The sequence below is a fragment of the Streptococcus infantis ATCC 700779 genome (assembly GCF_000187465.1).
Lineage (GTDB): Bacteria > Bacillota > Bacilli > Lactobacillales > Streptococcaceae > Streptococcus > Streptococcus infantis.
This window is the reverse complement of sequence record NZ_GL732439.1, coordinates 1,493,880-1,514,572: the sequence shown is the minus strand read 5'-3', so window position 1 is coordinate 1,514,572 and position 20,693 is coordinate 1,493,880. Positions and strand designations below refer to the sequence as shown.

The 20,693-nt window shown below is 42.0% G+C and carries 22 protein-coding genes; 3 read left to right on the top strand and 19 right to left on the bottom strand.

Annotated features, from left to right (window positions below; translation table 11 throughout):
- Nucleotides 1–25 precede the first annotated feature (25 nt).
- Nucleotides 26–1,303: a histidine--tRNA ligase gene (gene hisS, locus HMPREF9423_RS09895; RefSeq protein ID WP_006149180.1), complete on the bottom strand. Its 1,278-nt coding sequence runs from the start codon at nt 1,301–1,303 to the stop codon at nt 26–28.
- 196 nt (nt 1,304–1,499) lie between these two features.
- On the opposite strand from hisS, the gene HMPREF9423_RS09890 reads away from it, so the two are divergent.
- Nucleotides 1,500–2,072 (top strand): MptD family putative ECF transporter S component, encoded by a 573-nt coding sequence (locus tag HMPREF9423_RS09890; protein WP_006149179.1) that lies wholly within the window; start codon nt 1,500–1,502, stop codon nt 2,070–2,072.
- Nucleotides 2,073–2,095: 23 nt separating this feature from the next.
- Here the strand turns inward: HMPREF9423_RS09890 and HMPREF9423_RS09885 are convergent, their stop codons facing one another.
- The 13 genes from HMPREF9423_RS09885 to HMPREF9423_RS0102230 form a co-directional block, all read right to left on the bottom strand.
- Nucleotides 2,096–2,788, bottom strand: a complete 693-nt coding sequence (locus HMPREF9423_RS09885; RefSeq protein WP_006149178.1) for a methionine ABC transporter permease — start codon at nt 2,786–2,788, stop codon at nt 2,096–2,098.
- Between the two features lies 1 nt (nt 2,789).
- Nucleotides 2,790–3,851 carry a methionine ABC transporter ATP-binding protein gene (locus HMPREF9423_RS09880; protein ID WP_006149177.1) on the bottom strand — a complete coding sequence of 354 codons (1,062 nt, stop codon included), beginning with the start codon at nt 3,849–3,851 and terminating at the stop codon, nt 2,790–2,792.
- Nucleotides 3,844–5,217, bottom strand: coding sequence for a M20 family metallopeptidase (locus HMPREF9423_RS09875; RefSeq protein ID WP_006149176.1), 1,374 nt, complete (start codon nt 5,215–5,217; stop codon nt 3,844–3,846). Before HMPREF9423_RS09875 ends, HMPREF9423_RS09880 begins: the two co-directional genes overlap by 8 nt.
- A gap of 121 nt (nt 5,218–5,338) precedes the next feature.
- Nucleotides 5,339–6,193 carry a MetQ/NlpA family ABC transporter substrate-binding protein gene (locus HMPREF9423_RS09870; protein ID WP_006155779.1) on the bottom strand — a complete coding sequence of 285 codons (855 nt, stop codon included), beginning with the start codon at nt 6,191–6,193 and terminating at the stop codon, nt 5,339–5,341.
- A 185-nt stretch (nt 6,194–6,378) separates the two neighbouring features.
- A complete protein-coding gene (locus tag HMPREF9423_RS09865) occupies nt 6,379–8,721 on the bottom strand; it encodes a CAP domain-containing protein (RefSeq protein WP_006149173.1) in 2,343 nt (780 codons plus the stop codon).
- A 139-nt stretch (nt 8,722–8,860) separates the two neighbouring features.
- On the bottom strand, nt 8,861–9,703 hold the full coding sequence (locus HMPREF9423_RS09860; protein ID WP_006149171.1) for an amino acid ABC transporter substrate-binding protein: 843 nt from the start codon (nt 9,701–9,703) through the stop codon (nt 8,861–8,863).
- Nucleotides 9,704–9,805: 102 nt separating this feature from the next.
- On the bottom strand, nt 9,806–10,129 hold the full coding sequence (locus HMPREF9423_RS09855; protein WP_006149170.1) for an AzlD domain-containing protein: 324 nt from the start codon (nt 10,127–10,129) through the stop codon (nt 9,806–9,808).
- Nucleotides 10,119–10,814 (bottom strand): AzlC family ABC transporter permease, encoded by a 696-nt coding sequence (locus HMPREF9423_RS09850; protein WP_006149168.1) that lies wholly within the window; start codon nt 10,812–10,814, stop codon nt 10,119–10,121. Before HMPREF9423_RS09850 ends, HMPREF9423_RS09855 begins: the two co-directional genes overlap by 11 nt.
- Before the next feature lie 70 nt (nt 10,815–10,884).
- Complete coding sequence (locus HMPREF9423_RS09845; protein WP_006149167.1) at nt 10,885–11,487, bottom strand: hypothetical protein; 603 nt, start codon at nt 11,485–11,487, stop codon at nt 10,885–10,887.
- 65 nt (nt 11,488–11,552) lie between these two features.
- Nucleotides 11,553–12,563: a tRNA (adenosine(37)-N6)-threonylcarbamoyltransferase complex transferase subunit TsaD gene (gene tsaD / locus HMPREF9423_RS09840; protein ID WP_006149166.1), complete on the bottom strand. Its 1,011-nt coding sequence runs from the start codon at nt 12,561–12,563 to the stop codon at nt 11,553–11,555.
- Nucleotides 12,553–12,990, bottom strand: coding sequence for a ribosomal protein S18-alanine N-acetyltransferase (gene rimI, locus HMPREF9423_RS09835; RefSeq protein ID WP_006149165.1), 438 nt, complete (start codon nt 12,988–12,990; stop codon nt 12,553–12,555). The genes tsaD and rimI overlap by 11 nt, the downstream gene beginning before the upstream one ends.
- On the bottom strand, nt 12,987–13,670 hold the full coding sequence (gene tsaB / locus HMPREF9423_RS09830) for a tRNA (adenosine(37)-N6)-threonylcarbamoyltransferase complex dimerization subunit type 1 TsaB (protein ID WP_006149163.1): 684 nt from the start codon (nt 13,668–13,670) through the stop codon (nt 12,987–12,989). Before tsaB ends, rimI begins: the two co-directional genes overlap by 4 nt.
- Nucleotides 13,671–13,780: 110 nt before the next feature.
- The gene (locus tag HMPREF9423_RS0102230) at nt 13,781–13,987 is read right to left on the bottom strand and encodes a hypothetical protein (RefSeq protein WP_025170213.1); all 207 of its coding nucleotides are present in this window, start codon (nt 13,985–13,987) and stop codon (nt 13,781–13,783) included.
- Between the two features lie 272 nt (nt 13,988–14,259).
- Between HMPREF9423_RS0102230 and HMPREF9423_RS09825 the strand changes: the two genes are divergently transcribed.
- Complete coding sequence (locus HMPREF9423_RS09825) at nt 14,260–14,493, top strand: DNA-dependent RNA polymerase subunit epsilon (RefSeq protein WP_006149161.1); 234 nt, start codon at nt 14,260–14,262, stop codon at nt 14,491–14,493.
- Nucleotide 14,494: 1 nt separating this feature from the next.
- Nucleotides 14,495–16,174 carry a ribonuclease J1 gene (gene rnjA, locus HMPREF9423_RS09820; RefSeq protein WP_004250408.1) on the top strand — a complete coding sequence of 560 codons (1,680 nt, stop codon included), beginning with the start codon at nt 14,495–14,497 and terminating at the stop codon, nt 16,172–16,174.
- A 42-nt stretch (nt 16,175–16,216) separates the two neighbouring features.
- Here the strand turns inward: rnjA and HMPREF9423_RS09815 are convergent, their stop codons facing one another.
- The 5 genes from HMPREF9423_RS09815 to HMPREF9423_RS09795 all read right to left on the bottom strand — a co-directional run bounded on the left by HMPREF9423_RS09815 (nt 16,217) and on the right by HMPREF9423_RS09795 (nt 20,667).
- Nucleotides 16,217–17,254, bottom strand: a complete 1,038-nt coding sequence (locus HMPREF9423_RS09815; protein ID WP_006155781.1) for an aldose epimerase family protein — start codon at nt 17,252–17,254, stop codon at nt 16,217–16,219.
- A 13-nt stretch (nt 17,255–17,267) separates the two neighbouring features.
- Nucleotides 17,268–18,431 carry an SIS domain-containing protein gene (locus HMPREF9423_RS09810; RefSeq protein WP_006149158.1) on the bottom strand — a complete coding sequence of 388 codons (1,164 nt, stop codon included), beginning with the start codon at nt 18,429–18,431 and terminating at the stop codon, nt 17,268–17,270.
- 114 nt (nt 18,432–18,545) lie between these two features.
- Nucleotides 18,546–18,950 (bottom strand): PTS sugar transporter subunit IIA, encoded by a 405-nt coding sequence (locus HMPREF9423_RS09805; protein WP_000167445.1) that lies wholly within the window; start codon nt 18,948–18,950, stop codon nt 18,546–18,548.
- A 3-nt stretch (nt 18,951–18,953) separates the two neighbouring features.
- A complete protein-coding gene (locus tag HMPREF9423_RS09800) occupies nt 18,954–19,775 on the bottom strand; it encodes a PTS system mannose/fructose/sorbose family transporter subunit IID (RefSeq protein ID WP_006149156.1) in 822 nt (273 codons plus the stop codon).
- Nucleotides 19,762–20,667 (bottom strand): PTS mannose/fructose/sorbose/N-acetylgalactosamine transporter subunit IIC, encoded by a 906-nt coding sequence (locus HMPREF9423_RS09795; RefSeq protein ID WP_006149155.1) that lies wholly within the window; start codon nt 20,665–20,667, stop codon nt 19,762–19,764. The genes HMPREF9423_RS09800 and HMPREF9423_RS09795 overlap by 14 nt, the downstream gene beginning before the upstream one ends.
- Nucleotides 20,668–20,693 lie beyond the last annotated feature (26 nt).

Here is a 20,693-nt window from a genome sequence, read left to right as displayed (position 1 = left end):
TTTTTCCTAGCTTTTTTGGGTTCTTTTATACCAATTTTTCAAATACTTCTGAGAAATTTTTGCTAATAGTTTCAAGCGGAACTTCTACTTCCTCTCGCGTTTGGTTGTTCTTAACCTTGACTTGTCCACTTTCGACTTCACTCTCTCCTAGGGTAATGAGGGTCTTAGCAGCAAAGACATCAGCTGACTTAAACTGAGCTTTGAGTTTACGGTTGAGGTAATCACGCTCTGCTTTGAAGCCTTGTTGGCGCAATGCTTGTACTAACTCCAAGGCTTTCAGATTAACCTCTTCACCAAGGACAGCAATATAAACATCTAGGGCGTTTTCGATAGGAAGTACCACGCCTTGTTTTTCAAGGACTAGAAGAAGACGCTCTACACCAAGTCCAAAACCAAATCCAGCAGTTTCAGGACCACCGAAGTAAGCAACCAAGCCATCGTAGCGACCACCTGCACAGACTGTCAAGTCATTGCCCTCAATCTCTGTGATGAACTCGAAAATGGTGTGGTTGTAGTAGTCCAGACCACGCACCATATTAGTATCGATGATATAGTCTACTCCGAGATTCTCCAACATCTGGCGAACAGCATCAAAGTGAGCTTGGCTTTCTGCATCCAGGTAATCCAAGATAGATGGTGCATTCTCCACTGCCACCTTGTCTTCTTTTTCTTTCGAGTCCAAGACACGAAGAGGGTTTTCCTCCAAACGACGTTGGCTATCTTTAGACAAACTATCTTTGAGCGGTGTTAAGTAGTCAATCAAGGCTTGACGGTAGGCTGCACGGCTCTCAGGATTGCCAAGAGTGTTGAGGTGTAGTTTGACGCCTTGAATACCGATTGCTTTCAAGAAGTGGGCTGCCATAGCGATCGTTTCTACATCGGTAGCTGGATTGCTAGAGCCAAAGCACTCCACACCAATCTGGTGGAATTGGCGCAAACGGCCTGCTTGTGGACGCTCATAGCGGAACATTGGGCCCATGTAGTAGAACTTACTTGGCTTTTGCACTTCTGGTGCGAAGAGTTTGTTTTCCACATAAGAACGGACGACTGGAGCAGTTCCTTCTGGCCGGAGGGTAATATGGCGGTCACCCTTGTCGTAAAAATCATACATTTCCTTGGTTACGATATCAGTTGTATCTCCAACAGAACGACTGATGACTTCGTAGTGCTCGAAAATAGGGGTACGCACTTCTGCGTAGTTGTAGCGTTTGAAGATTTCACGCGCAAAGCCTTCAACGTACTGCCATTTGGCAGACTCAGCAGGTAAAATATCCTGCGTTCCTTTTGGTTTTTGTAATTTCATAGAGGATCCTCTTTCTAACTTAATAGTCCTATTTTACCATAAATAAAGGGATTGGAACAGTCGGAGGAGTAAAGAAATAGCTTTAGTCTATTCCTCTTTCATCTAGTTTCCGGATAAATAGCAAATGTCGGCCAGCATTTACAATCTGAGCCAGGCATGATACAATGAAAACCATCAGATATACGAAGGAGAACTTATGAAAAAGAATATCTTGACAACCCTTGTTGCTGCCCTTGTCTACTTTCTCTGTATCGGAGTGGGGGTTCTACTAGGGAACCTTGTCGACCACACTGGAAATATGTTTTACGCCCCTGCCTTTTCTGCTCTTGTGGGTGGTAGCGTCTATATGATCCTTTTAGCAAAGGTTCCTCGTTTTGGAGCGATTACTACGATTGGACTTGTGATTTCTCTCTTTTTCCTCGGGAGTAAGCATGGAGCTGGTGCCTTTCTGCCAGGTATTATCTGCGGTCTTGCAGCAGATGGCATCGCTCACCTAGGACATTACAAGGATAAGGTTAAAAACCTTCTTTCCTTCCTAGTTTTTGCCTTTAGCACTACTGGTCCCATCCTACTCATGTGGTTGACCCCTCAAGCCTATATCGCAACTCTAATCGCTCGTGGAAAATCTCAGGACTATATCGATCGCATTATGGTTGCACCGAATCCTGCTAATATCCTCCTCTTTATCACAAGTATTCTCATCGGCGCTCTACTTGGTGCCCTGATTGGACAAACACTTAGTAAAAAATTAGCACATAAAACATCATAAAAAAAGAGCCAGCTGGCTCTTTTTTATTTATGACTTAATTTCTTGGTCAAGAAATCTCCCAAAAATTGGATAGAAAAGATAATCAAAATAATGATGAGGGTCGCAAGAATAGTCACATCGTGATTGTAACGGTTAAAACCATAAGCGATCGCTACGTTACCGATACCTCCAGCCCCAACTGCTCCAGCCATAGCTGTTTCACCGACTAGTGAAATCAAGGTTACAGTCGTCACGCGGATCAAATCTGGAAGTCCTTCTGATAGGTAAACTCCTACGATATCCCAGAATGTCGCTCCGCTGGCTTGCGCTGCCTCAATGACACCACCATCTAGCTCAGCCAAGACAACCTGCACCTGACGAGCAAAGAAGGCAAAGACTGCAAAAGATAGCGGTACGATAGCCGCATTTGGACCAATGCTTGTTCCTACGATTAGATGAGAGAAGGGTGACAAGACTGCCAAGAGGATGATAAAGGGAACCGCACGGAAGATTGACGTGATCTTGTCTAAAATCCAGAAAACAACTTTATTTTCCAAGACACCACCTGGAGCTGTCAAGACAAGGAAAAGCCCTGCAACCAGTCCTAAGAAACCTCCAATGATAAAGGAAAAAACCGTCATATAAAGGGTCAAGTAGATAGCTGTCCCCCAGCCAGCTTGACCAGACCAACCCATCTTATAGACGTTTGGTAAGTATGCTTTAATCAATTCTGCCATCTTACTGTCCCCCCTTCAATACTTTTAGTTGCACACCAGCCTGACGGATAGCCTCTTGAGCTTTTGCCAGTGCTTCTTTTTCTCCAGACAAAACAACCACAAGCTCACCTACAGGAGTGCCATCCAAAATTTCAATGTTTCCATAGAGAATATTGGCTGTTACTTGGTAGTGTTTGTATAATTCATTCAAAAGTGGCTCATCTGTAGAAGCTCCTGCATACTTGAGTTGTACCAAAATGCTATTTTCAGATAAGTGCTCCACGATTTCTTGCTTTTCAATCTTGACCATAGCTTCATCAATACCAGTAGCCGTTGAGATAAAGTCCTGGGTCAATGGTTGCTTAGGATCTGAGAAGATTTCAAGAACGCTACCTTCTTCAATCAAGCGGCCATCCTGCATGACTGCTACACGATTAGCAATGTCTTTGACAATTTGCATCTCATGTGTAATTAAGACAATGGTCAAACCTAGTTTACGGTTCAATTCTTGCAAGAGTGACAAGATTTGTTTAGTCGTCTTAGGGTCAAGAGCTGAAGTCGACTCATCCGAAATCAAGATTTTTGGATCATTGGCCAAGGCACGCGCAATAGCCACACGCTGTTTTTGTCCTCCAGATAGTTGTGAAGGGTAGTTTTCAGCACGATCTGCCAAGCCAACCAAGTCCAACAACTTAGCTACTTTAGCCTTCTTATCTTTCTCACTAAGTCCAGAGTGTTTGAGGGCAAAGGCTACATTTTCCTCTGCTGTCTTTTGACTCATAAGGTTAAAGTGTTGGAAAATCATCCCAATATCTTGACGCTTACGACGTAATTGCCCGGCAGTTAAGGTTTCTTTCCCATCAAAAATCACATCATCATCTACAGTAATTCGACCTGCAGATGGTTTTTGTAAAAGGTTAATAACACGAACAAGGGTTGATTTCCCTGCTCCAGAATATCCTACAATCCCGTAAATATCCCCTTCTTGAATGTGAATGGTCACATCCTTGACCGCTGTGATGGTTCTTTTCTTTTGATGAAAAATCACATCAATCTGGTCTAATTTGATAATGTCTCTACTCATAACTTCTAATCAGCTCCTCTACTAATTCAATATGGGTGTAATAATCGGCGATTCGCACATTTTCATCTCCACCGTGGTCTCGGCTATTGGCATTTCCTAGACCAAAGGCAACCATAGGTACTTCTAAGGCATCAAATACCGTATGCATAGGACCTGTACCAGCTGTTGTTGGCAAGACAGATACGCCCTGTGGATAGAATTTCTTGGCCAGCTCAATGACATTGAGAATGGCCGGCGCACTCATGTCACTTCGATAGCTCATCTCACCCAAAGTATAGTACAATTCTACCTTATCAAAGCCATTTTTGTCTAGTTGTTTCCGAATTTTCTCTAAAACATCATGTGGTTCTAAGCCAGGAACCAAGCGGACTTCTAGCTTAGCGCTAGCTTCTGCTGGTAGAATCGTTTTAACTCCTTGACCTTGATAGCCTGACTGAATTCCTTCAATATTGAGCGCTGGCTCAAAAAAGAAACGTTTTAGAAAGGCTGTACGTTCCTCTTGTAAAAGTGGCAATTCCAAGCCATAAATCTGGCTGATTTCCTCTGGATTGCGTTGGGCATAAGTTTCAACCAAGGCCAACTCTCGTTCGTTTGGTTCCTGCACATCATCGTACAAACCTTCTACCAAGATACGGCCGTCGGCAGCGCGAAGACTAGTCAAAGCTTGAATGAGATACCATGGAGCTGATTCGATGACTCCACCATAGCTAGAATGGATATCGACGTCTGCACTCTTGACCTTGGCATCAAAGGTCACAATTCCCTTGTTTCCACCAGAGATTTCTAACTGTTCTAAGGCATTCTTTGTTCCTTGTTCCCAGACTAATAAATCTGCACCTCGGAGCTTGTCCGCATGTTTTTCTAGATATTTGTCCAAGTCCATAGAGGCAGACTCTTCAGCTCCTTCCATGATGAAGCTGATATTGACCGGAAGATCATCGTGATGTTGCATGTATTTTCTCAGAGCACTCAAGCGAGCAGTGATATGCCCCTTGTCATCATCAACCCCGCGTCCATACATAATGCCATCACGCACAGAGAGTGTAAAAGGATCCTCGGTCCAAACTTGATCACCATCTGCTGGTACTGTGTCATAGTGGTTGTAGAAAATGATAGTCTTGGCATTTGGTCGTGAACTTTTGAAATGTGCCATGACAAAAGGCGCCGTATAGCTCTCGTCAATCTCAACTTCTGCACCAACACGTTTAAAAATCTCACCTAGATAACGAGCCACCTCTTTCAGGCCGACTTGTTGGGCAAAGACTGATTTTTTAGAAATCAAGGTACGCAAAACTTCAAAATAATGTTGCGCTACATGATCCTTTTCAAACTTTTCAATTTGTTCTTCTTGGCTAGGGAAAACCATTTTCTCTCTACCTTTCTACTAGGACTTGTACCTTTAGAATCAATACAAGTGGATTTCATTTGTTTTAGGCTCTATATAAAAGCAAGAGGTGGAAAAAATCTCTCCCACCTCCCTGTGTTTATTACCAAACTGGTTGATCCAAGCCGTCTGAAGTTTCTTCGATGACTTTTTTCACTTCGTCAGTGTGGTAAGCTGCGATAATTTTCTTGATTGCATCAGCTTTAGGTGATGATTCCCAATCTTTTTTCGCAACGATGATGTTATACCATTGTTTTGAGTTTTCGTCAGCTTGCTCTTTAAAGAGTGCTTTCTTGTAGTCCAATTTTGCTTCTGTAACAAAAGTGTTGTTTACAACAGCTGCATCAACTGATGACAATGAACGAGCTGTTTGGCTAGCGTCCAATTCAGTGATTTTCAAGTTCTTTGGATTTTCTGTGATGTTTGCGATTGTCGCAAGTGCAGTTCCTGAAACATCCAACTTAATCAAACCAGCTGATTGAAGAAGGTAAAGGGCACGGCTTTCGTTTGTAGCATCGTTAGGTACTGCGATTTCACCCTTATCTGGGATTTCTTCCACTTTAGTATACTTGTTTTCACTTCCGTTTAAACCTGAGTAAAGACGGATTGGTGAGATGTAAGTATCTGCAATCGCTACAAGATCTTTACCGTTTTCTTTGTTCCAGTTGTTCAAGAAGTTGTAGTGTTGGAAAGCGTTCAAGTCTACTTCACCATCAGCAGTTGCTTTGTTTGGTTGTGAGTAGTCTGTAAACTCTGTAAATTCCAGTTTAATTCCGTCTTTTTCAACTAGTTCTTGGATTTTATCCCAACGTGCTTCTTCTGAACCGCTACGGTTTACAGTTGCGATTTTAACTGTAGTTGTATTGTCCGCTTTCTTGTTTGAATTTCCGCAAGCTGCAAGTGTAAGGCCTGCTACTGTAGCAATCGCTGCTACACCTAACCATTTTTTGATTTTCATGATTCTTTCTCCTTTAAAAATAATACCGTAATAGTATCTCATACTTTATTTGATTTCGCAAATTGTTATTAGATAGGCAGGCATATAGTTTGAAACTATACATATTAAGCTGATATTAGACCTATCTTCGGATCTATCATTCTACAAAAAAGCCATCTAGCTGATTGCTAGATAGCTTTTAAGATTTATTCACCTTGTCTTCTGCGTCGTGTTACGATGCCTGCTAAGCCGATACTCGCAAGTAAACCGTAAACTCCGAACAGAGTCGTTTGTCCATCTACACCTGAGTTTGTTCCTGTATTTGGCAATGCTTTAGTAGAAGCTTTTTCTCCAGGTTTATTAGCTTCTGCACCTTGAGGTTTATCAGCAAGTTTACGAAGATCAAATTCTGGAAGTGGGTCTTGAATTGGTGCATTTTTTGGTAGCCCAATAATCATTCCGTCTTTTTCTGCCACTTTCAGCATATTTTCTGCTTCAAGTACATCTAATAAAGCTTGTAGCTTTGCTTTAGCTTCTGCAAGAGCTGTTTGAGCCAATTTCAATTCAGCTTCTGCTTGATCACTAACTTTCTGTGCATTTGCTTTATCAGTTTCTGCTTGCTTCAAGGTTGTTTCCAAGTTTGATGCTTGACCTTTCAAGGCTTTTGCTTTATCGCGTTTTTCTTCTGCATTTTTAATAGCTGTAGCCAATTCTGCTACCTTGACTTGCAAGGCTTTTAGATTTTGACTTGCTTTAGTTGCTTCTTGTGATTTTGTAGCAACTAAGTCAGCTTTTGCTTTCGCATCTGCAGTCAAGGTTGCCAAATCAGATTTCGCTTGTTCCAGGTCCTTTTTAACTTGTTCACGAGAACTTACTAAATTATTGGCTTGTTTATTTAATTTATCCAAAGATGCCAACAAATCAGCTTTTTTATTTTCAGCAGCTACTTTTTTAGCATCTTTATCAGCTTTTTCTTTTTTCAATGACGCAAGTTCAGCCTTAATGTCAGCAGATTTATCAATAACTGTTTTTTCAACGTATACAAAGTGATGCTCAGGCAAGAACTTCATACGTTTGCCATAGAAGGTTGGATGCAAAGGATCATCTTCTTTAAAGGCATGGAAATTAGATCTGTATTCCTCCACTGTTTCAGGTGAATAGGCATTACTTGTATATGTATAATAAATGTTATTAGGGTTTTTTCCTTCAATCGTTCCTTGGGCAACTCCTACTTTCCCTCCAACCGGTGTAAGAAGGGCTCTGCGGTGTCCATAGTCGATTCCTTTTATATTATTAAAGTCTGCATACCAAGCTAAAAGGGATTCATAAGCAAACTGTTTATAACTCATAATCTTATCGTAATTATAAATCGTTTGACCATTTTTAACTTCCACAAAGTTTGGTCCACCATCGGATCCAGGAATTAGATCTTTCATTCCAATATTTTCTACACGAACACCTTCTCCATCTGGGTGTGAGAACTTGGTATCATGGCTTAAAACTCCAGTGGTAGCCATTTCATTTGAACGTTCTTCTGCATGTTTGATGTAGGCTTCATCTAGAGCTAAATCTTGTGTAACACCATTAGCGCGACGGAGTTCATTTGCTACCTCAATGAAAGCTTCTGTCAATTTGCGATTATCCACAACAAACTTAAAGACTGGTCTTGTTTTATATTTGGATGGATTTGCATTATAATCAGCTAAAGCCTTAGTGAAGCGCTTCATTTCTTCAGTTGCTTCTACCTCAACTTCACGAACACCTTGGAAGGCAACATTCTCCATCAAAGGATTACCTGAGGCGTCTTTAGGACGATATTGCTTGTTATAGTCATAACCATCCTCAGATGCTGGAGCTTTACGACCTTGTTCTTCTGGATTCAAGACTTTTTTCAAAACTGTTGGCTTGTAATTGTCAAGTTCCTTTTGTTTATCTGCTATCTTATTCGCTACTTCACTTGCTGCTTTAGTCTGTTCTTGAAGAGACTGATCGGCTTTTTTAACCTCGTTTTCTGCATTAGAGATTTGATTTTTAAGACTTTCATCAGTCATACCATCTAGTTCAGCTTGTTTAGCTTTTACCTCTGCCGCTTTAGCATCACGCTTTTCATTGGCAGATTGGCTAGCTTCTTTAGCTGCAGTTTCTGAAGATTTAGCTGCTGTTGCTGTAGATTCTGCATTTGCCAAAGCTTTGTCAGCTTCTGTTTTTTCAGCGCTCTTCTCAGATGCTACTTTTGATTCTTCTTCGATGATAGCATCAGCATTTTTAGCGATATTGATAGCTTCTTTTGTCTCAGCAACTTTTTTATCAGCCTTGGCTAAGTCCTTTTTAGCCTCCGCTTCTTTTGAAGCTTTTTCATCTACAGAGGCTTGGTCTTTCTTAACTTCCTTTTGCGCATCTGTAATCTGTTTTTCAGATGATGACTGTGCAACAGCTTTTTCCTTACCATCTACAGGCTTTTCATTAGCTTGAACTTCCTGATTTATCGCACTTGCTGCTAACAAAGCAGTCGCTAATGTAAATGAGGATAGAAACTTTTTGTATTTCATGACAATCTCCTTTAAAGGTATTATATACTATTATAATCTATGTAAACGCCTTCTGTCAAAGAATATGAGGTAATCCAGTCGCTTTTTTGAATGTGCTTACATAAAAAATACCCCTGTCACTAACAGAGGTAATTTTTAACTATTTAATATCAGCTTCTGCTGGCAGGTAAGAGCCACCAAAGAACTGTTGAGATAGTTTTTCAAGCGTTCCATCTTTATAGAGTTCTTGGATTCGTTTGTCCACAAAAGCCTTCAACTCATCTTGACCTTTGGCAAGAAGTGGGTAAACATAAGGTTGTTGGTCACTTGGGAGTTCGATGACTTTCAAATTATCCAAACCTTGGTTTTTGATAACTGTCTCTACACCGATCTTGTCAAAAATCTTATAGTCAAATTGTCCATCGCTCAAACGAGACATGATTTGTTGGAAATCTGCCTTAGTATAATTAAGGATAGTTGGATTGTCCGCATGTTCTGTGTTGTATGCTTCCAATTGTTTAGCTGAGGTTGTTCCTTGAACGACTTCAGTAGATTTTCCACCGATATCATCAAGAGACTTGATGCTAGTGTCGTCCTTCTTCACAACAAGAACGTTAGGGTTTTTAGCAGTTGGCGCTGCGTAGAGGTATTTCTCTGCACGTTCTTTGGTATAACTAAGGTTATTAACGGCCATTTGGTAACGATCGCTATCAAGTCCTGGGAAAATCCCTGACCACTCTGTCTTTTCAAACTTGACAGTATACTTGTCTGAGTCTTTAAAGATAGCACGAACAAGTTCAATCTCGTAACCTGTCAATTCACCATTTTCTTCATAGATAAATGGTTTTGGTGATCCATTAGTTGCTACAACGATTTCTTTCTTACCAGATGTTGCTTCACCAGATGCAGCATCTTTCTTCTCACCACCTGAGCAAGCTGCTAATACACCTGCGGCAACAAGCCCTAGGGCAGCAAGTGATGAATATTTAACGATTTTTTTCATGATATTTCCTCCAAAATAAGATACAGTCTTATCTTAACAGAAAAAAAGTAATTGCGCCATTATATGATTTCTATATTTGCCATAGGTTTTCTTTATGGCTGATTAAAAAACCAAGCGTAGGACTGCTATCAAGACCACTCCAAAGATAACCGTCCCCACCAGATTGCGGTAGCGAAAGGCGACAAAGGCTGTTGGAAAGACTGCTAAAAAGTCTAACCATTTTATCTGTGGGAAGCTTCCGATTTTTCCTGTCACCACACTTGAAAGAATCAAGGAAAAGATAATAGAGACTGGTAGGAATTTCAAAAAACGCTCTACGATTGCTGGCAATCCTTTGTACTTAGCAAGGATGAAAGGAATCATTCTCGGAATCCAAGTTACCAAGCCAGAGAAGATAATTGCTATTAAAATATACTTACTGGCCATCCAAAATCACTCCCATCGTACAACCTAGCAAGGTTGCAAACAGAACAGCTAGTGACTGGGACACCACTGTCAAAAGTATAAAGAAGGAAAGGGCAACAACTCCTAAAATGATGAAGAGGTTGCGCAAGGGAATCCGTTTTTGCATAATTTGAAACTGGGAAGCAAAAATCCCGATAAACATCCCCACTAAGGCAAAATCTAGACCAATAACTTCCGGATTTGGCAAAAGTCCACCTAGAGCAGTCCCGAAAACAGTCCCGACAAACCAAACTAGATAGCTGTTAAGGTTGTTCCCGTGCATCCACATTGGATTGACCTTGTCCCTATGAACCAGCTCGCCCATCAAGACCCCGTATGTCTCATCCGTCAAGAGGCTAGACATTCCGATATTATGCCAGAGACTAGTATGACGGAAATAGGTCGATGCATGTAAACTCAATAAAAAGAGCCGTAGATTGATCAAAAAGACCGTCATGGCAATAGCAGCCACAGGCGCTTGGACTGCAATTAAGGCCAGCATGGCAAACTGGGCACTTCCAGCATAAACAAAGAGACTCATCAAGCCCATCTCTACAGGGGTTACATATGGAGCCCCAATAATCCCACAAGCAAGTCCGATGCTGACATAGCCTAAAGCGGTCGGCACTGCAGCCTGTGCCCCCTCCCAAAATCCTTTTTCTTTCATAAACCTCCTCATTCTTACAAATACATCATTCTATTGTCATAAAGCGTTCAAAACAAGAACCCTAGGGCGACTACCACTGAGATTGATCGATGCGAATATTATATTGGTTAATCTCAGGTCTGTCATCATCCTCATATTTTGTAGGATAAACATCGATCCAGGGTTCTCTCAGTTGCCCTTTCAGTTTAACCTTAAACCGATAACCACCATCATCCCCGACCAAGGCATCAACTTTCAAAGACTGAAAGTTAGGTAAAGCTTCGATTTCTGCTTTCATGTCTTGGGTCATCTGATAAAAGATTTCTTTCTGTTGAGCTTTAGAAGCTACAGGGAAATAAACCGACGCCTCTTGTAAACGATGTGATTTTGAAAAAGTAAAGGTCACGCGACCACTATAACCTTTCCATTTAAAATTTTCATAGTCGTAGAAAAGGCGCCCAGTTTTAAAGAGATAAGGATCTTTTGCACGCCAAGGATTGTGATAGCCTGTTTCTGTCTCTTCTACTATCTCATTAGGTTTTCCAAACACTTTTTCAACAGATTCGATGGGCATGTTAAGTGAAATAGAGTCAAACATGACCAATTGCATCTTTTGAAACATCTGAAAAGCCAGCAGAGACAGCAACAATACCCCTATAGCAAGTGCTATACTCATTATTTTTTTAAATCTCATATTTCTACTATACTAAAAAACTCGCGCATTTGTCCAAACAAAAAAGCCAGCCTCAAGCTGACTCTTTATTCTATGGTATCAAAAGCGAGGCTGGGTTTGGCATTTAGCTCCAAGCCTGCAAAGTTCTCTTTGTTCCACTCGCTGACGCTAGCATAGGCAATCATTCCTGCATTGTCTCCGCAAAGACGTAGAGGTGGAATAATAACCTTGACATCGGTGATTTCAGCTGCTAAGCGTTCTCTGAGACCTTTATTGGCAGCCACACCACCAGCCACGACTAGGGTTTTAACAGGATATTTCTCCAAGGCTTTCTTGGTTTTTGCCATGAGAATATCCATAACTGCTGCTTGGAAGGAAGCAGATAGGTCTTCCTTGGACAAGCTTTCTCCCTTTTGCTCGGCATTGTGGTGAAGATTGATAAAGGCAGACTTCAAACCTGAGAATGAAAACTCAAGATTATCTTCCTTAATCATAGCACGAGGGAAATCATACACATCCTGACCTTGATGGGCCAACTCGTCAATCTCCCGACCTGCTGGATAGGTCAAGCCCATAACGCGACCGACCTTATCATAGGCTTCACCAACCGCATCATCACGTGTTTCACCAACAATCTTATAATCACCGGCCTCAGAAACATAGACCAACTCTGTGTGCCCACCACTGACTAAAAGGGCTAACAAGGGGAATTCCAAAGGCTCCACACTTTGAGCTGCCATGAGGTGACCAGCCATGTGGTTCACAGGGATAAGCGGAAGGTCATGTGCCCAGGCAAATGCCTTGGCGGCTGACAAACCAACAAGCAAAGCGCCGACCAAGCCTGGTCCGTAAGTAACGGCAACAGCTGTCACGTCCTCTTCGGCAATCCCTGCCTCTGCTAGAGCTTCCTCAATGCAAGCTGTGATAACTTCAACATGGTGACGGCTAGCCACTTCTGGCACTACGCCCCCAAAACGTTTATGACTCTCAATTTGACTAGCAATGACATTGGACAAGAGCTCGTCGTCGTTTTTCAGGACGGCGACACTGGTCTCATCACAGGATGTCTCAAATGCTAAAATATATCTATCCTTCATTTATTTCTCTCTTCATGATAATGGCATCCTCAACTGGATCATGGTAGTAGGACTTTCTCTCAGCGATGACCGCCATTTTTTCTTTCTTGTAAAATGCTTGCGCTCGGTGGTTGGACTTTCTAACTTCGAGGAAAATCTCCCTGTCTGTCGGCAATGTTGCAAACAAGGCTGAGGCTATCTCCTGACCTTGATAAGCTTTCTTGACAGCGATTTGCAAGACTTCTGCTTCAAAAAGATTCTCCTGAATTGCTAGAAAACCTATCACTTCTTCCCCATCATAAGCTAGAGCATACCAAGTCTGGTCTTGAGACAGGTCTGCTTGGATTTGTTCCAACGTCCAAGGACTGACGGGATAAACATCCGTCATCACTTCGTAGATAGCTTGTGCCACATCAGGCTGCTGTTGGATTCGTTTGATTTCTATCATAGGCGTTTAATGTAAGACTCGCCAGACTCGGCGTGGTTCTTGAGCCAATTTTCCTCAGCTTCGACACGCTTGAGGTAATTCGGCACAAAATCGTGTAAGGAGTCTGCTTCCTTATCCCAGGCCCAAAGAGCAAGATTCGCTGCGTTTGGTAAGGTTTCTTGATAGTTAGCCTGTGGTAATTGCTCTTGAATCTGCTCGACAAAGGCACCCACTTCACCAACAAAGGTCACCTGGTCGGCATCCTTGACTTGCTCTAGGACCTCCTCGAAAGACAGATGCGCTTCTGGAAAGACAGGTTGAGCATGTTCATAAAATCCTGCGTATACATTGTTGCGACGCGCATCCATCAAAGGAACAACCAGACCTTCCTGTTGATTCGGTACCAGAGCTAAAAGGCTAGACATCCCTACTAACTCAATGTTTAGGGTATGAGCCAAGGTCTTGGCAGTGGCTGCTGCGATTCGCAAACCTGTATAGCTACCAGGCCCCTCTGCCACGACGATTCGATCCAAATCCTTTGGTGTCAAATCTAGACTACCCATCAAAAAATCAATGGCAGGCATCAGAGTGATACTGTGATTTTTCTTGATATTAATAGTCGTCTCGGCAAGAAGCTGCTTGTCCTCTAAAATGGCTAAAGACAGTGCCTTGCTGGACGTATCAAAAGCTAATACTTTCATAACACATTCCTATCTTTTTGTCTGTTTACTATTATACTACAAAAGCTGACACATGGGAATTTTCTTTGTTTCCAAACAAGAATGTCCTGCCAAACAGACAGGACAAGCACTCAAGAATTCAAACCAAAGTAAAATACGAACCAGACCACATAGGTCACTAGGAGAAGGAAAAACGAATACAGAGTCACAAAGCAAATCTTCCAAAGGAGTTTGGCTTTCCGATACTCCAGCCGAGTATACAAAACATTTCCTCCGTAAACACAGGCAACAAATCCCGCAAAGGCCAGAAGACGAATGATAATAGCTAGTTGAAACATATCCTGCCCTCCTTCATAAGGAAAAACCTCTTTTCTAACTTTATTATAGCACGTGATTTCAAAGTCTTCAAATACTTGTATCGGGCAAAATGAAACATATTTCAAGCTCCTTACTTTCATGTTTCCTGCTTTTACTAATTCCCCTTTTTATGTTATAATTGAGATAATTGTAACGAATCAAGGTCAATACAGGCAGAAAATGAAATAGAAACAAACAGCTTCAAGCTGGTAATTTTTTGAATACAGCTGACCTGAAAACAGAAAGGAAACACATGATTTACAAAGTTTTTTATCAAGAAACAAAAGACCGTAGTCCACGTCGTGAAACAACACGCTCACTTTACTTAGACATTGATGCCAGCTCAGAACTTGAGGGACGTATCATAGCCCGTGAACTTGTTGAAAAAAACCGTCCAGAATTCAACGTTGAATATATCGAGCTCTTGTCAGACAAATTGCTAGACTACGAAAAAGAAACTGGCGCATTCGAAATTACGGAGTTCTAATATGGCCTATACTCTTAAACCAGAAGAAGTGGGTGTTTTTGCCATTGGTGGTCTAGGAGAAATCGGTAAAAATACATACGGAATCGAATACCAAGACGAAATCATCATTGTTGATGCAGGGATTAAATTCCCCGAGGATGACTTGCTTGGTATCGACTACGTTATCCCTGATTACTCTTATATTGTCGAAAACATCGACCGCGTCAAGGCTCTCTTGATCACACACGGACACGAGGACCATATTGGTGGGATTCCTTTCTTGCTCAAGCAAGCAAATATCCCTATCTATGCAGGTCCACTAGCTCTAGCTTTGATCCGTGGAAAACTCGAAGAGCATGGCCTTTTGCGCAATGCTACACTTCACGAAATCAACCACAACACTGAGTTGACCTTTAAAAATCTTAAAGCAACTTTCTTTAGAACAACTCACTCGATCCCAGAACCTTTGGGAATTGTTATCCACACACCTCAAGGAAAAATCGTCTGTACCGGTGACTTCAAGTTTGACTTTACACCAGTTGGTGAACCTGCAGACTTGCACCGTATGGCAGCCCTAGGTGAAGACGGAGTGCTTTGCTTACTCTCAGACTCAACAAATGCTGAAGTGCCAACCTTTACAAACTCTGAAAAGGTCGTTGGTCAGTCTATTATGAAGATTATACAAGGTATCGAGGGACGTATCATCTTTGCATCCTTTGCCTCAAATATCTTCCGTCTCCAACAAGCAACAGATGCTGCTGTTAAGACTGGACGCAAGATTGCTGTCTTTGGACGCTCTATGGAAAAGGCTATTGTTAACGGAATCGAACTTGGCTACATCAAAGCGCCAAAGGGAACCTTCATCGAGCCAAATGAAATCAAAGATTACCCTGCAGGTGAAATTCTTATTCTTTGTACAGGTAGCCAGGGTGAACCTATGGCGGCTCTCTCTCGTATCGCTAACGGAACTCACCGTCAAGTACAACTCCAACCTGGCGATACGGTTATCTTCTCATCTAGTCCAATCCCTGGAAACACCACTAGCGTTAACAAGCTGATTAACATCATTTCTGAAGCTGGTGTTGAAGTCATCCATGGTAAGATTAACAACATCCATACATCTGGACACGGTGGTCAGCAAGAGCAAAAACTTATGCTCCGCTTGATTAAGCCAAAATACTTCATGCCTGTTCACGGTGAATATCGCATGCAAAAAGTCCACGCTGGACTTGCTGTAGATACTGGAGTTGAAAAAGACAATATCTTTATCATGAGCAATGGTGATGTCCTTGCCCTTACTGCAAACTCTGCTCGTATCGCAGGTCACTTCAATGCTCAGGATATCTACGTCGATGGAAATCGTATCGGTGAAATCGGTGCAGCTGTGCTTAAAGACCGCCGAGACCTATCCGAAGATGGTGTCGTACTTGCCGTCGCAACGGTAGACTTTGAGTCTCAGATGATTATTTCTGGACCAGATATCCTTAGTCGTGGTTTCGTCTACATGCGCGAATCTGGCGACTTGATCCGTCAAAGTCAGCGCATCCTTTTCAATGCTATTCGTATCGCTTTGAAAAACAAGGATGCCAGCGTCCAATCTGTCAATGGTGCTATCGTAAACGCCATTCGACCATTCCTCTACGAAAACACTGAACGTGAACCAATCATCATTCCGATGATTCTCACACCAGATGAAGAATAATAAAAAATTCTCTGAAATCCTATGACTTCAGAGAATTTTTTATTATTTAACGACAATTTCGTAACGAGTTTTGCTAGTGAAAGTCTCACCTGCTTTTAGAATGACTTGATCTTTCAGGTCACTGTGAATAGCATCTGGTAAAGCCTGTGCTTCAAGAGCAATCCCATTGTGCTGCATCATTGGTTGACCAGCGATGATGACACTCTCATCCACAAAGTTTGCTGTATAAACTACAAAACAAGGAGCTTCTGTCTTAAAGAGTAAGAAGCGACCTGAACCCTGGTCATAGAGGAAACCAGCATTGTCATGTCCTGTAGGCAGAGCAAATGGATGGTCTAAACCAGATACGAGTTTGATTTGTTCATCTTCTTCTGCAAAGATATCCTTCAACAAGGCGCCATTGTAGATATGTTTGACCACATCACGATTAGCATCTGGAGCTTTAGCTGGGACACCGTCAGGAGCGATTGGATAAATACCTTCTGTATTCAGTTGGAAAACATGGCGATCAACCGTCTGAGTGAAATCGCCTGACAAGTTAAAGTAGCTATGGTTGGTCGGATTGACCAAAGTATCTTTGTCTGTCGTTACCTTGTAGCTAACTTCGTAGGCACCAGTTTCTTCCAAGTGGTAGCTAATCCAGATTTTAAGATTCCCAGGGAAACCTCCTGTACCGTCTGTTCTTTCTGTGTAAAGAGTCAAACCATGGTCGCTCACTTCGACTAGCTCAAACAGACTAGAATCCCAACCTGTTGAGCCGCTGTGATTACAGTTGCTTGCGTTATTGACTTCGAGTTCATAGGTTTCCCCATTCAATTCGAATGTCGCACCTGCGATACGACCTGCAACTGGACCTACACTCGCTCCATGTTTAGGACTGTTACCTACATAGCTGTCAAAATCATCAAAGCCTAGGATAACATTGGCAAAATTACCAGCCTTATCAGGAGTTACATAGCGTAGAATCGTTGCACCATAGGTCATGATTTCTAGTTGATAGCCTGCTTCCGTTTCAAAGCGATAAGCGACAACATCCTTGCCATCAACTTTCCCAAATACACGTTCTGTGTATGTTTTCATCCTTTTCTCCTTATTATTTGAATTCGTGAATAATAACACCCTGAACGACGCGGTTTACTGTACCAGTAGGTGATGGTGTATCTGGTCTATTTCCAACCTTAAGCGAAGTCAAGAGAGCAAATAATTGACCATAAACAATATAAGGGAATACACGGTAAACGTCATTCAAGACACCGCCACAGCCAAGTGCTACTTCCTTAACGTTTTCAAGACCAAAGGCTTGATCACTCAAGAGAACAACGCGACGAGCGATTCGATCCCCTGCAACTTCACGAACCAAGTCTAAGTCGTACTTACGAGTATAGTCTGTTGTAGTACCAAAGACTAAAACTACAGTATCTTCATTAATCAATGATTTTGGACCGTGACGGAAGCCAACTGGACTTTCATACATAGTCGCAACTTGACCAGCAGTCAATTCCAAAATTTTCAGTTGTGCTTCATGAGCAAGACCGAAGAATGGACCTGCACCTAGGTAAATGACACGGTTAAATTCTAGGTCAACCAACTCTTTCACATCTGCCACATTGTCAAGAACTTTACGAGCAAGACTAGAAAGCACTTCAAAACGTTCAGCTTTAACAGCAAATTCAGTTGGATCGAAGACCAAAAGTGCTGTCAACATCATTGAAGTAAAGCTTGATGTCATAGCAAAGCCAGCATCGTTAGAAGCTGCCGGTTGCAAGAGCAAGAGGTTGCGATCGTCACCGTGGGCTTGAAGTGCTAATTTCCCCTCAGCCGCACAAGTGATTGTTACTTGATAAAGCTCGTCAACTAAAGCCTTAGCCAAGTCAACGGTTGCTACACTCTCAGGTGAGTTTCCACTACGTGCGAATGATACCAAAACAGTTGCCACATCTTTTTTCAAATACGTTTGTGGGTTGGCAACGATATCTGTTGTCGCAATAGCATTGAAATTCCATTTACGTTCGTCATAGACTTCCTTGAAGTATGGAACTAAGGTGTCGCCTACATAAGCTGAAGTCCCAGCACCAGTCAGGATAACCTTAATGTAGTCATGTTTATCTGCAATTCCTTGCAAAAAGGCTACAATTTCATCACGGCGTGCTTGGTAAGATTCAAAAGCTTCCTTCCAAACATCTGGTTGTTGGTAAATTTCGCGTGTGGTGATCTCTGCTCCCAACTCAAGCAAATCTTCTTTTGTATAATCTAGCATTGAAAACCTCTAATCTAATATTGTTTCATGATTGAAAACATGGGAATGGGAGTCGCTCCCATTCCCATTTATATTCTATGAAATGTGTTCTAACAGTATTTCAGTTATTACACCTTATTCATCTTCATCGTCGTCGAAGCTTGCCAATAAATCATTAACTTTCACAATGCTTTCTGAAGCACGACTCTTATAGTCCGCATCCATTCCAGTTAGACTCGCATTGATAAATTCAATCACCATTGGAAGATTCATTCCTGCATAAAGTTCGATGTCACGACCTTCCATAATCAAACGGCTCACCACGTTACATGGTGTTCCACCAAGTAGGTCAGCAAAGACTAGGAAATCATCCAAACCTTCGACAGCAGCTTCAAATTTTGCAGTAAATTCTTCTGGTCCATCTTCTGGAAGAAGAGCTACTGCATGAATGTTGTCTTGTGGTCCCATAATCATCTCTGTGCTACCTTTAAGTTCTTCACAGAAACGACCGTGGCTCACTAAAATTAATGATTTAGTCATAAATTATGCGCCCATTCCAAGCAAGAATTTACCGATGAATGAAAGACCTACTGCAAGAACGATAATGATACCGATTGCTTTAGTAGAGTTCATACCTTTCTTACCAAGCAACCAGAAGATAAAGGCAGTGAAGATTGCTGGAAGCAAACGTGGGAAGATTGAGTTCAAGATATCTTGGAAGTCAATCATCTTTTCACCGATTGGCAATTTGTAAGAAATTTCAAAGTTGATCATTGTTGCTACAAGAGCACCCATCATGAATACACCAAGTACAGATGCAGCTTCAATCAAAGCTGTCAAAGTACTTTGCATGTTGTTGATAAGGTTAACCCCTTCTTTGTATGCAAATTCCAACTGTTTCCAACGGAAGATGTCATACGCTACTGCAACTGCGATCCAAAGGAAGATACCGTAAGGTTGGCCAGCGATAGCCATTGTTGCAGCGATAGATCCCATGATAGCAGGTACAAGTGAACCAAAGATTGTATCTCCAAGAGGAGCGAATGGTCCCATCAAACCTGTCTTGATACCGTTAACCGCATCTTTTGAACCTACACCATCTTTTTCTTCCATGGCAAGGTCAAAACCAGCGATGATTGTGTGGAAGAATGGTGAAGTGTTGAAGAATTGAGTATGAACTTTCATCATTTCTTTCAACTCAGGAGTTCCATCTCCATACATTTTACGCAATTGTGGCAAGATCATGTAAAGGTAACCTGATGCTTGCATACGTTCGTAGTTCCATCCCAATTGGAAAGTGAACAAGCTACGTTTGTTAATTTGATTAAAATCTTCTTTTGTTAATTTGTAATTAGAATTCGTCATCTTCAATTTCCCCACTTTCTGATGGTGTAGAAGGTGCTGCTACAGCAACTTTTTGGCTGTTCTTGAAGTGAACAACCGCAAGGAAGATACCCACGATAGAGATACCGATCATAGACAATCCTTTGAAGTTGTTAGCAAAGCCAATTTTTTCAGCAACGTCAGCAGGAAGAGTGCCAATGAGACCAGCAACTGCTCCACCAAGACCTGTTACGTATGAGTAAAGTACAGTCAACATAGCTGTCAAACCAAATCCCATAGCAAGGTAGTGAAGGTTACGTTTAACTGGAAGGTAACGAAGCAAGATAGCGAATCCAAGACCTGGAAGCATACGACCTGCAAGAGTCAAACCGTCTGCAACCCATTGGTATTCTTTAACAAGGTTTACAACACCTTGTACGAATTCTCCACCGAAAGCAAGGGCGAAGAAGACTGGAAGGGCACGAGAAAGAGCCCAAGGAACTGCACCAAGAAGATAGTTACGTTCGATTCCTTTGTAGTCAAAGCGTTCGATCGCAGCATCAATACGGTGTGCGAAGAATGTAGTAGTCATACGACCAAGTACGTCGAAGTAAGTCAAAAGTGCCGCTACTGGTACAGCGATTGTAGTGATCGCAAGATCTGTTTCGATACCTTGTGAAACTGAGAAAGCTGTCGCAAGAACCGCACCAGAAGTTGCGTCGATACGAGAAGCACCACCGAAGGTACCTACCCCAAGTACGAATAACTGCAAGCTACCACCGATAAACAAACCAGTTGTCAAATCTCCCATGACTAAACCAGTAATGAAACCAGCGAACACAGGAGAACCTGCAGAAGAAACGATCGTCAACTCATCACAGATTTGATAAGCTGAGTACAAAGTGAGAAGTAAAATTTGCCACCATTGTATCATAACAATGACCTCCTAAAAATTTTTTC

Coding starts and splice junctions, on each gene's coding strand:
- hisS (WP_006149180.1), bottom strand. CDS start 1,303: ATGAAATTACAAAAACCAAAAGGAACGCAGGATATTTTACCTGCTGAG.
- HMPREF9423_RS09890 (WP_006149179.1), top strand. CDS start 1,500: ATGAAAAAGAATATCTTGACAACCCTTGTTGCTGCCCTTGTCTACTTT.
- HMPREF9423_RS09885 (WP_006149178.1), bottom strand. CDS start 2,788: ATGGCAGAATTGATTAAAGCATACTTACCAAACGTCTATAAGATGGGT.
- HMPREF9423_RS09880 (WP_006149177.1), bottom strand. CDS start 3,851: ATGAGTAGAGACATTATCAAATTAGACCAGATTGATGTGATTTTTCAT.
- HMPREF9423_RS09875 (WP_006149176.1), bottom strand. CDS start 5,217: ATGGTTTTCCCTAGCCAAGAAGAACAAATTGAAAAGTTTGAAAAGGAT.
- HMPREF9423_RS09870 (WP_006155779.1), bottom strand. CDS start 6,193: ATGAAAATCAAAAAATGGTTAGGTGTAGCAGCGATTGCTACAGTAGCA.
- HMPREF9423_RS09865 (WP_006149173.1), bottom strand. CDS start 8,721: ATGAAATACAAAAAGTTTCTATCCTCATTTACATTAGCGACTGCTTTG.
- HMPREF9423_RS09860 (WP_006149171.1), bottom strand. CDS start 9,703: ATGAAAAAAATCGTTAAATATTCATCACTTGCTGCCCTAGGGCTTGTT.
- HMPREF9423_RS09855 (WP_006149170.1), bottom strand. CDS start 10,129: ATGGCCAGTAAGTATATTTTAATAGCAATTATCTTCTCTGGCTTGGTA.
- HMPREF9423_RS09850 (WP_006149168.1), bottom strand. CDS start 10,814: ATGAAAGAAAAAGGATTTTGGGAGGGGGCACAGGCTGCAGTGCCGACC.
- HMPREF9423_RS09845 (WP_006149167.1), bottom strand. CDS start 11,487: ATGAGATTTAAAAAAATAATGAGTATAGCACTTGCTATAGGGGTATTG.
- tsaD (WP_006149166.1), bottom strand. CDS start 12,563: ATGAAGGATAGATATATTTTAGCATTTGAGACATCCTGTGATGAGACC.
- rimI (WP_006149165.1), bottom strand. CDS start 12,990: ATGATAGAAATCAAACGAATCCAACAGCAGCCTGATGTGGCACAAGCT.
- tsaB (WP_006149163.1), bottom strand. CDS start 13,670: ATGAAAGTATTAGCTTTTGATACGTCCAGCAAGGCACTGTCTTTAGCC.
- HMPREF9423_RS0102230 (WP_025170213.1), bottom strand. CDS start 13,987: ATGTTTCAACTAGCTATTATCATTCGTCTTCTGGCCTTTGCGGGATTT.
- HMPREF9423_RS09825 (WP_006149161.1), top strand. CDS start 14,260: ATGATTTACAAAGTTTTTTATCAAGAAACAAAAGACCGTAGTCCACGT.
- rnjA (WP_004250408.1), top strand. CDS start 14,495: ATGGCCTATACTCTTAAACCAGAAGAAGTGGGTGTTTTTGCCATTGGT.
- HMPREF9423_RS09815 (WP_006155781.1), bottom strand. CDS start 17,254: ATGAAAACATACACAGAACGTGTATTTGGGAAAGTTGATGGCAAGGAT.
- HMPREF9423_RS09810 (WP_006149158.1), bottom strand. CDS start 18,431: ATGCTAGATTATACAAAAGAAGATTTGCTTGAGTTGGGAGCAGAGATC.
- HMPREF9423_RS09805 (WP_000167445.1), bottom strand. CDS start 18,950: ATGACTAAATCATTAATTTTAGTGAGCCACGGTCGTTTCTGTGAAGAA.
- HMPREF9423_RS09800 (WP_006149156.1), bottom strand. CDS start 19,775: ATGACGAATTCTAATTACAAATTAACAAAAGAAGATTTTAATCAAATT.
- HMPREF9423_RS09795 (WP_006149155.1), bottom strand. CDS start 20,667: ATGATACAATGGTGGCAAATTTTACTTCTCACTTTGTACTCAGCTTAT.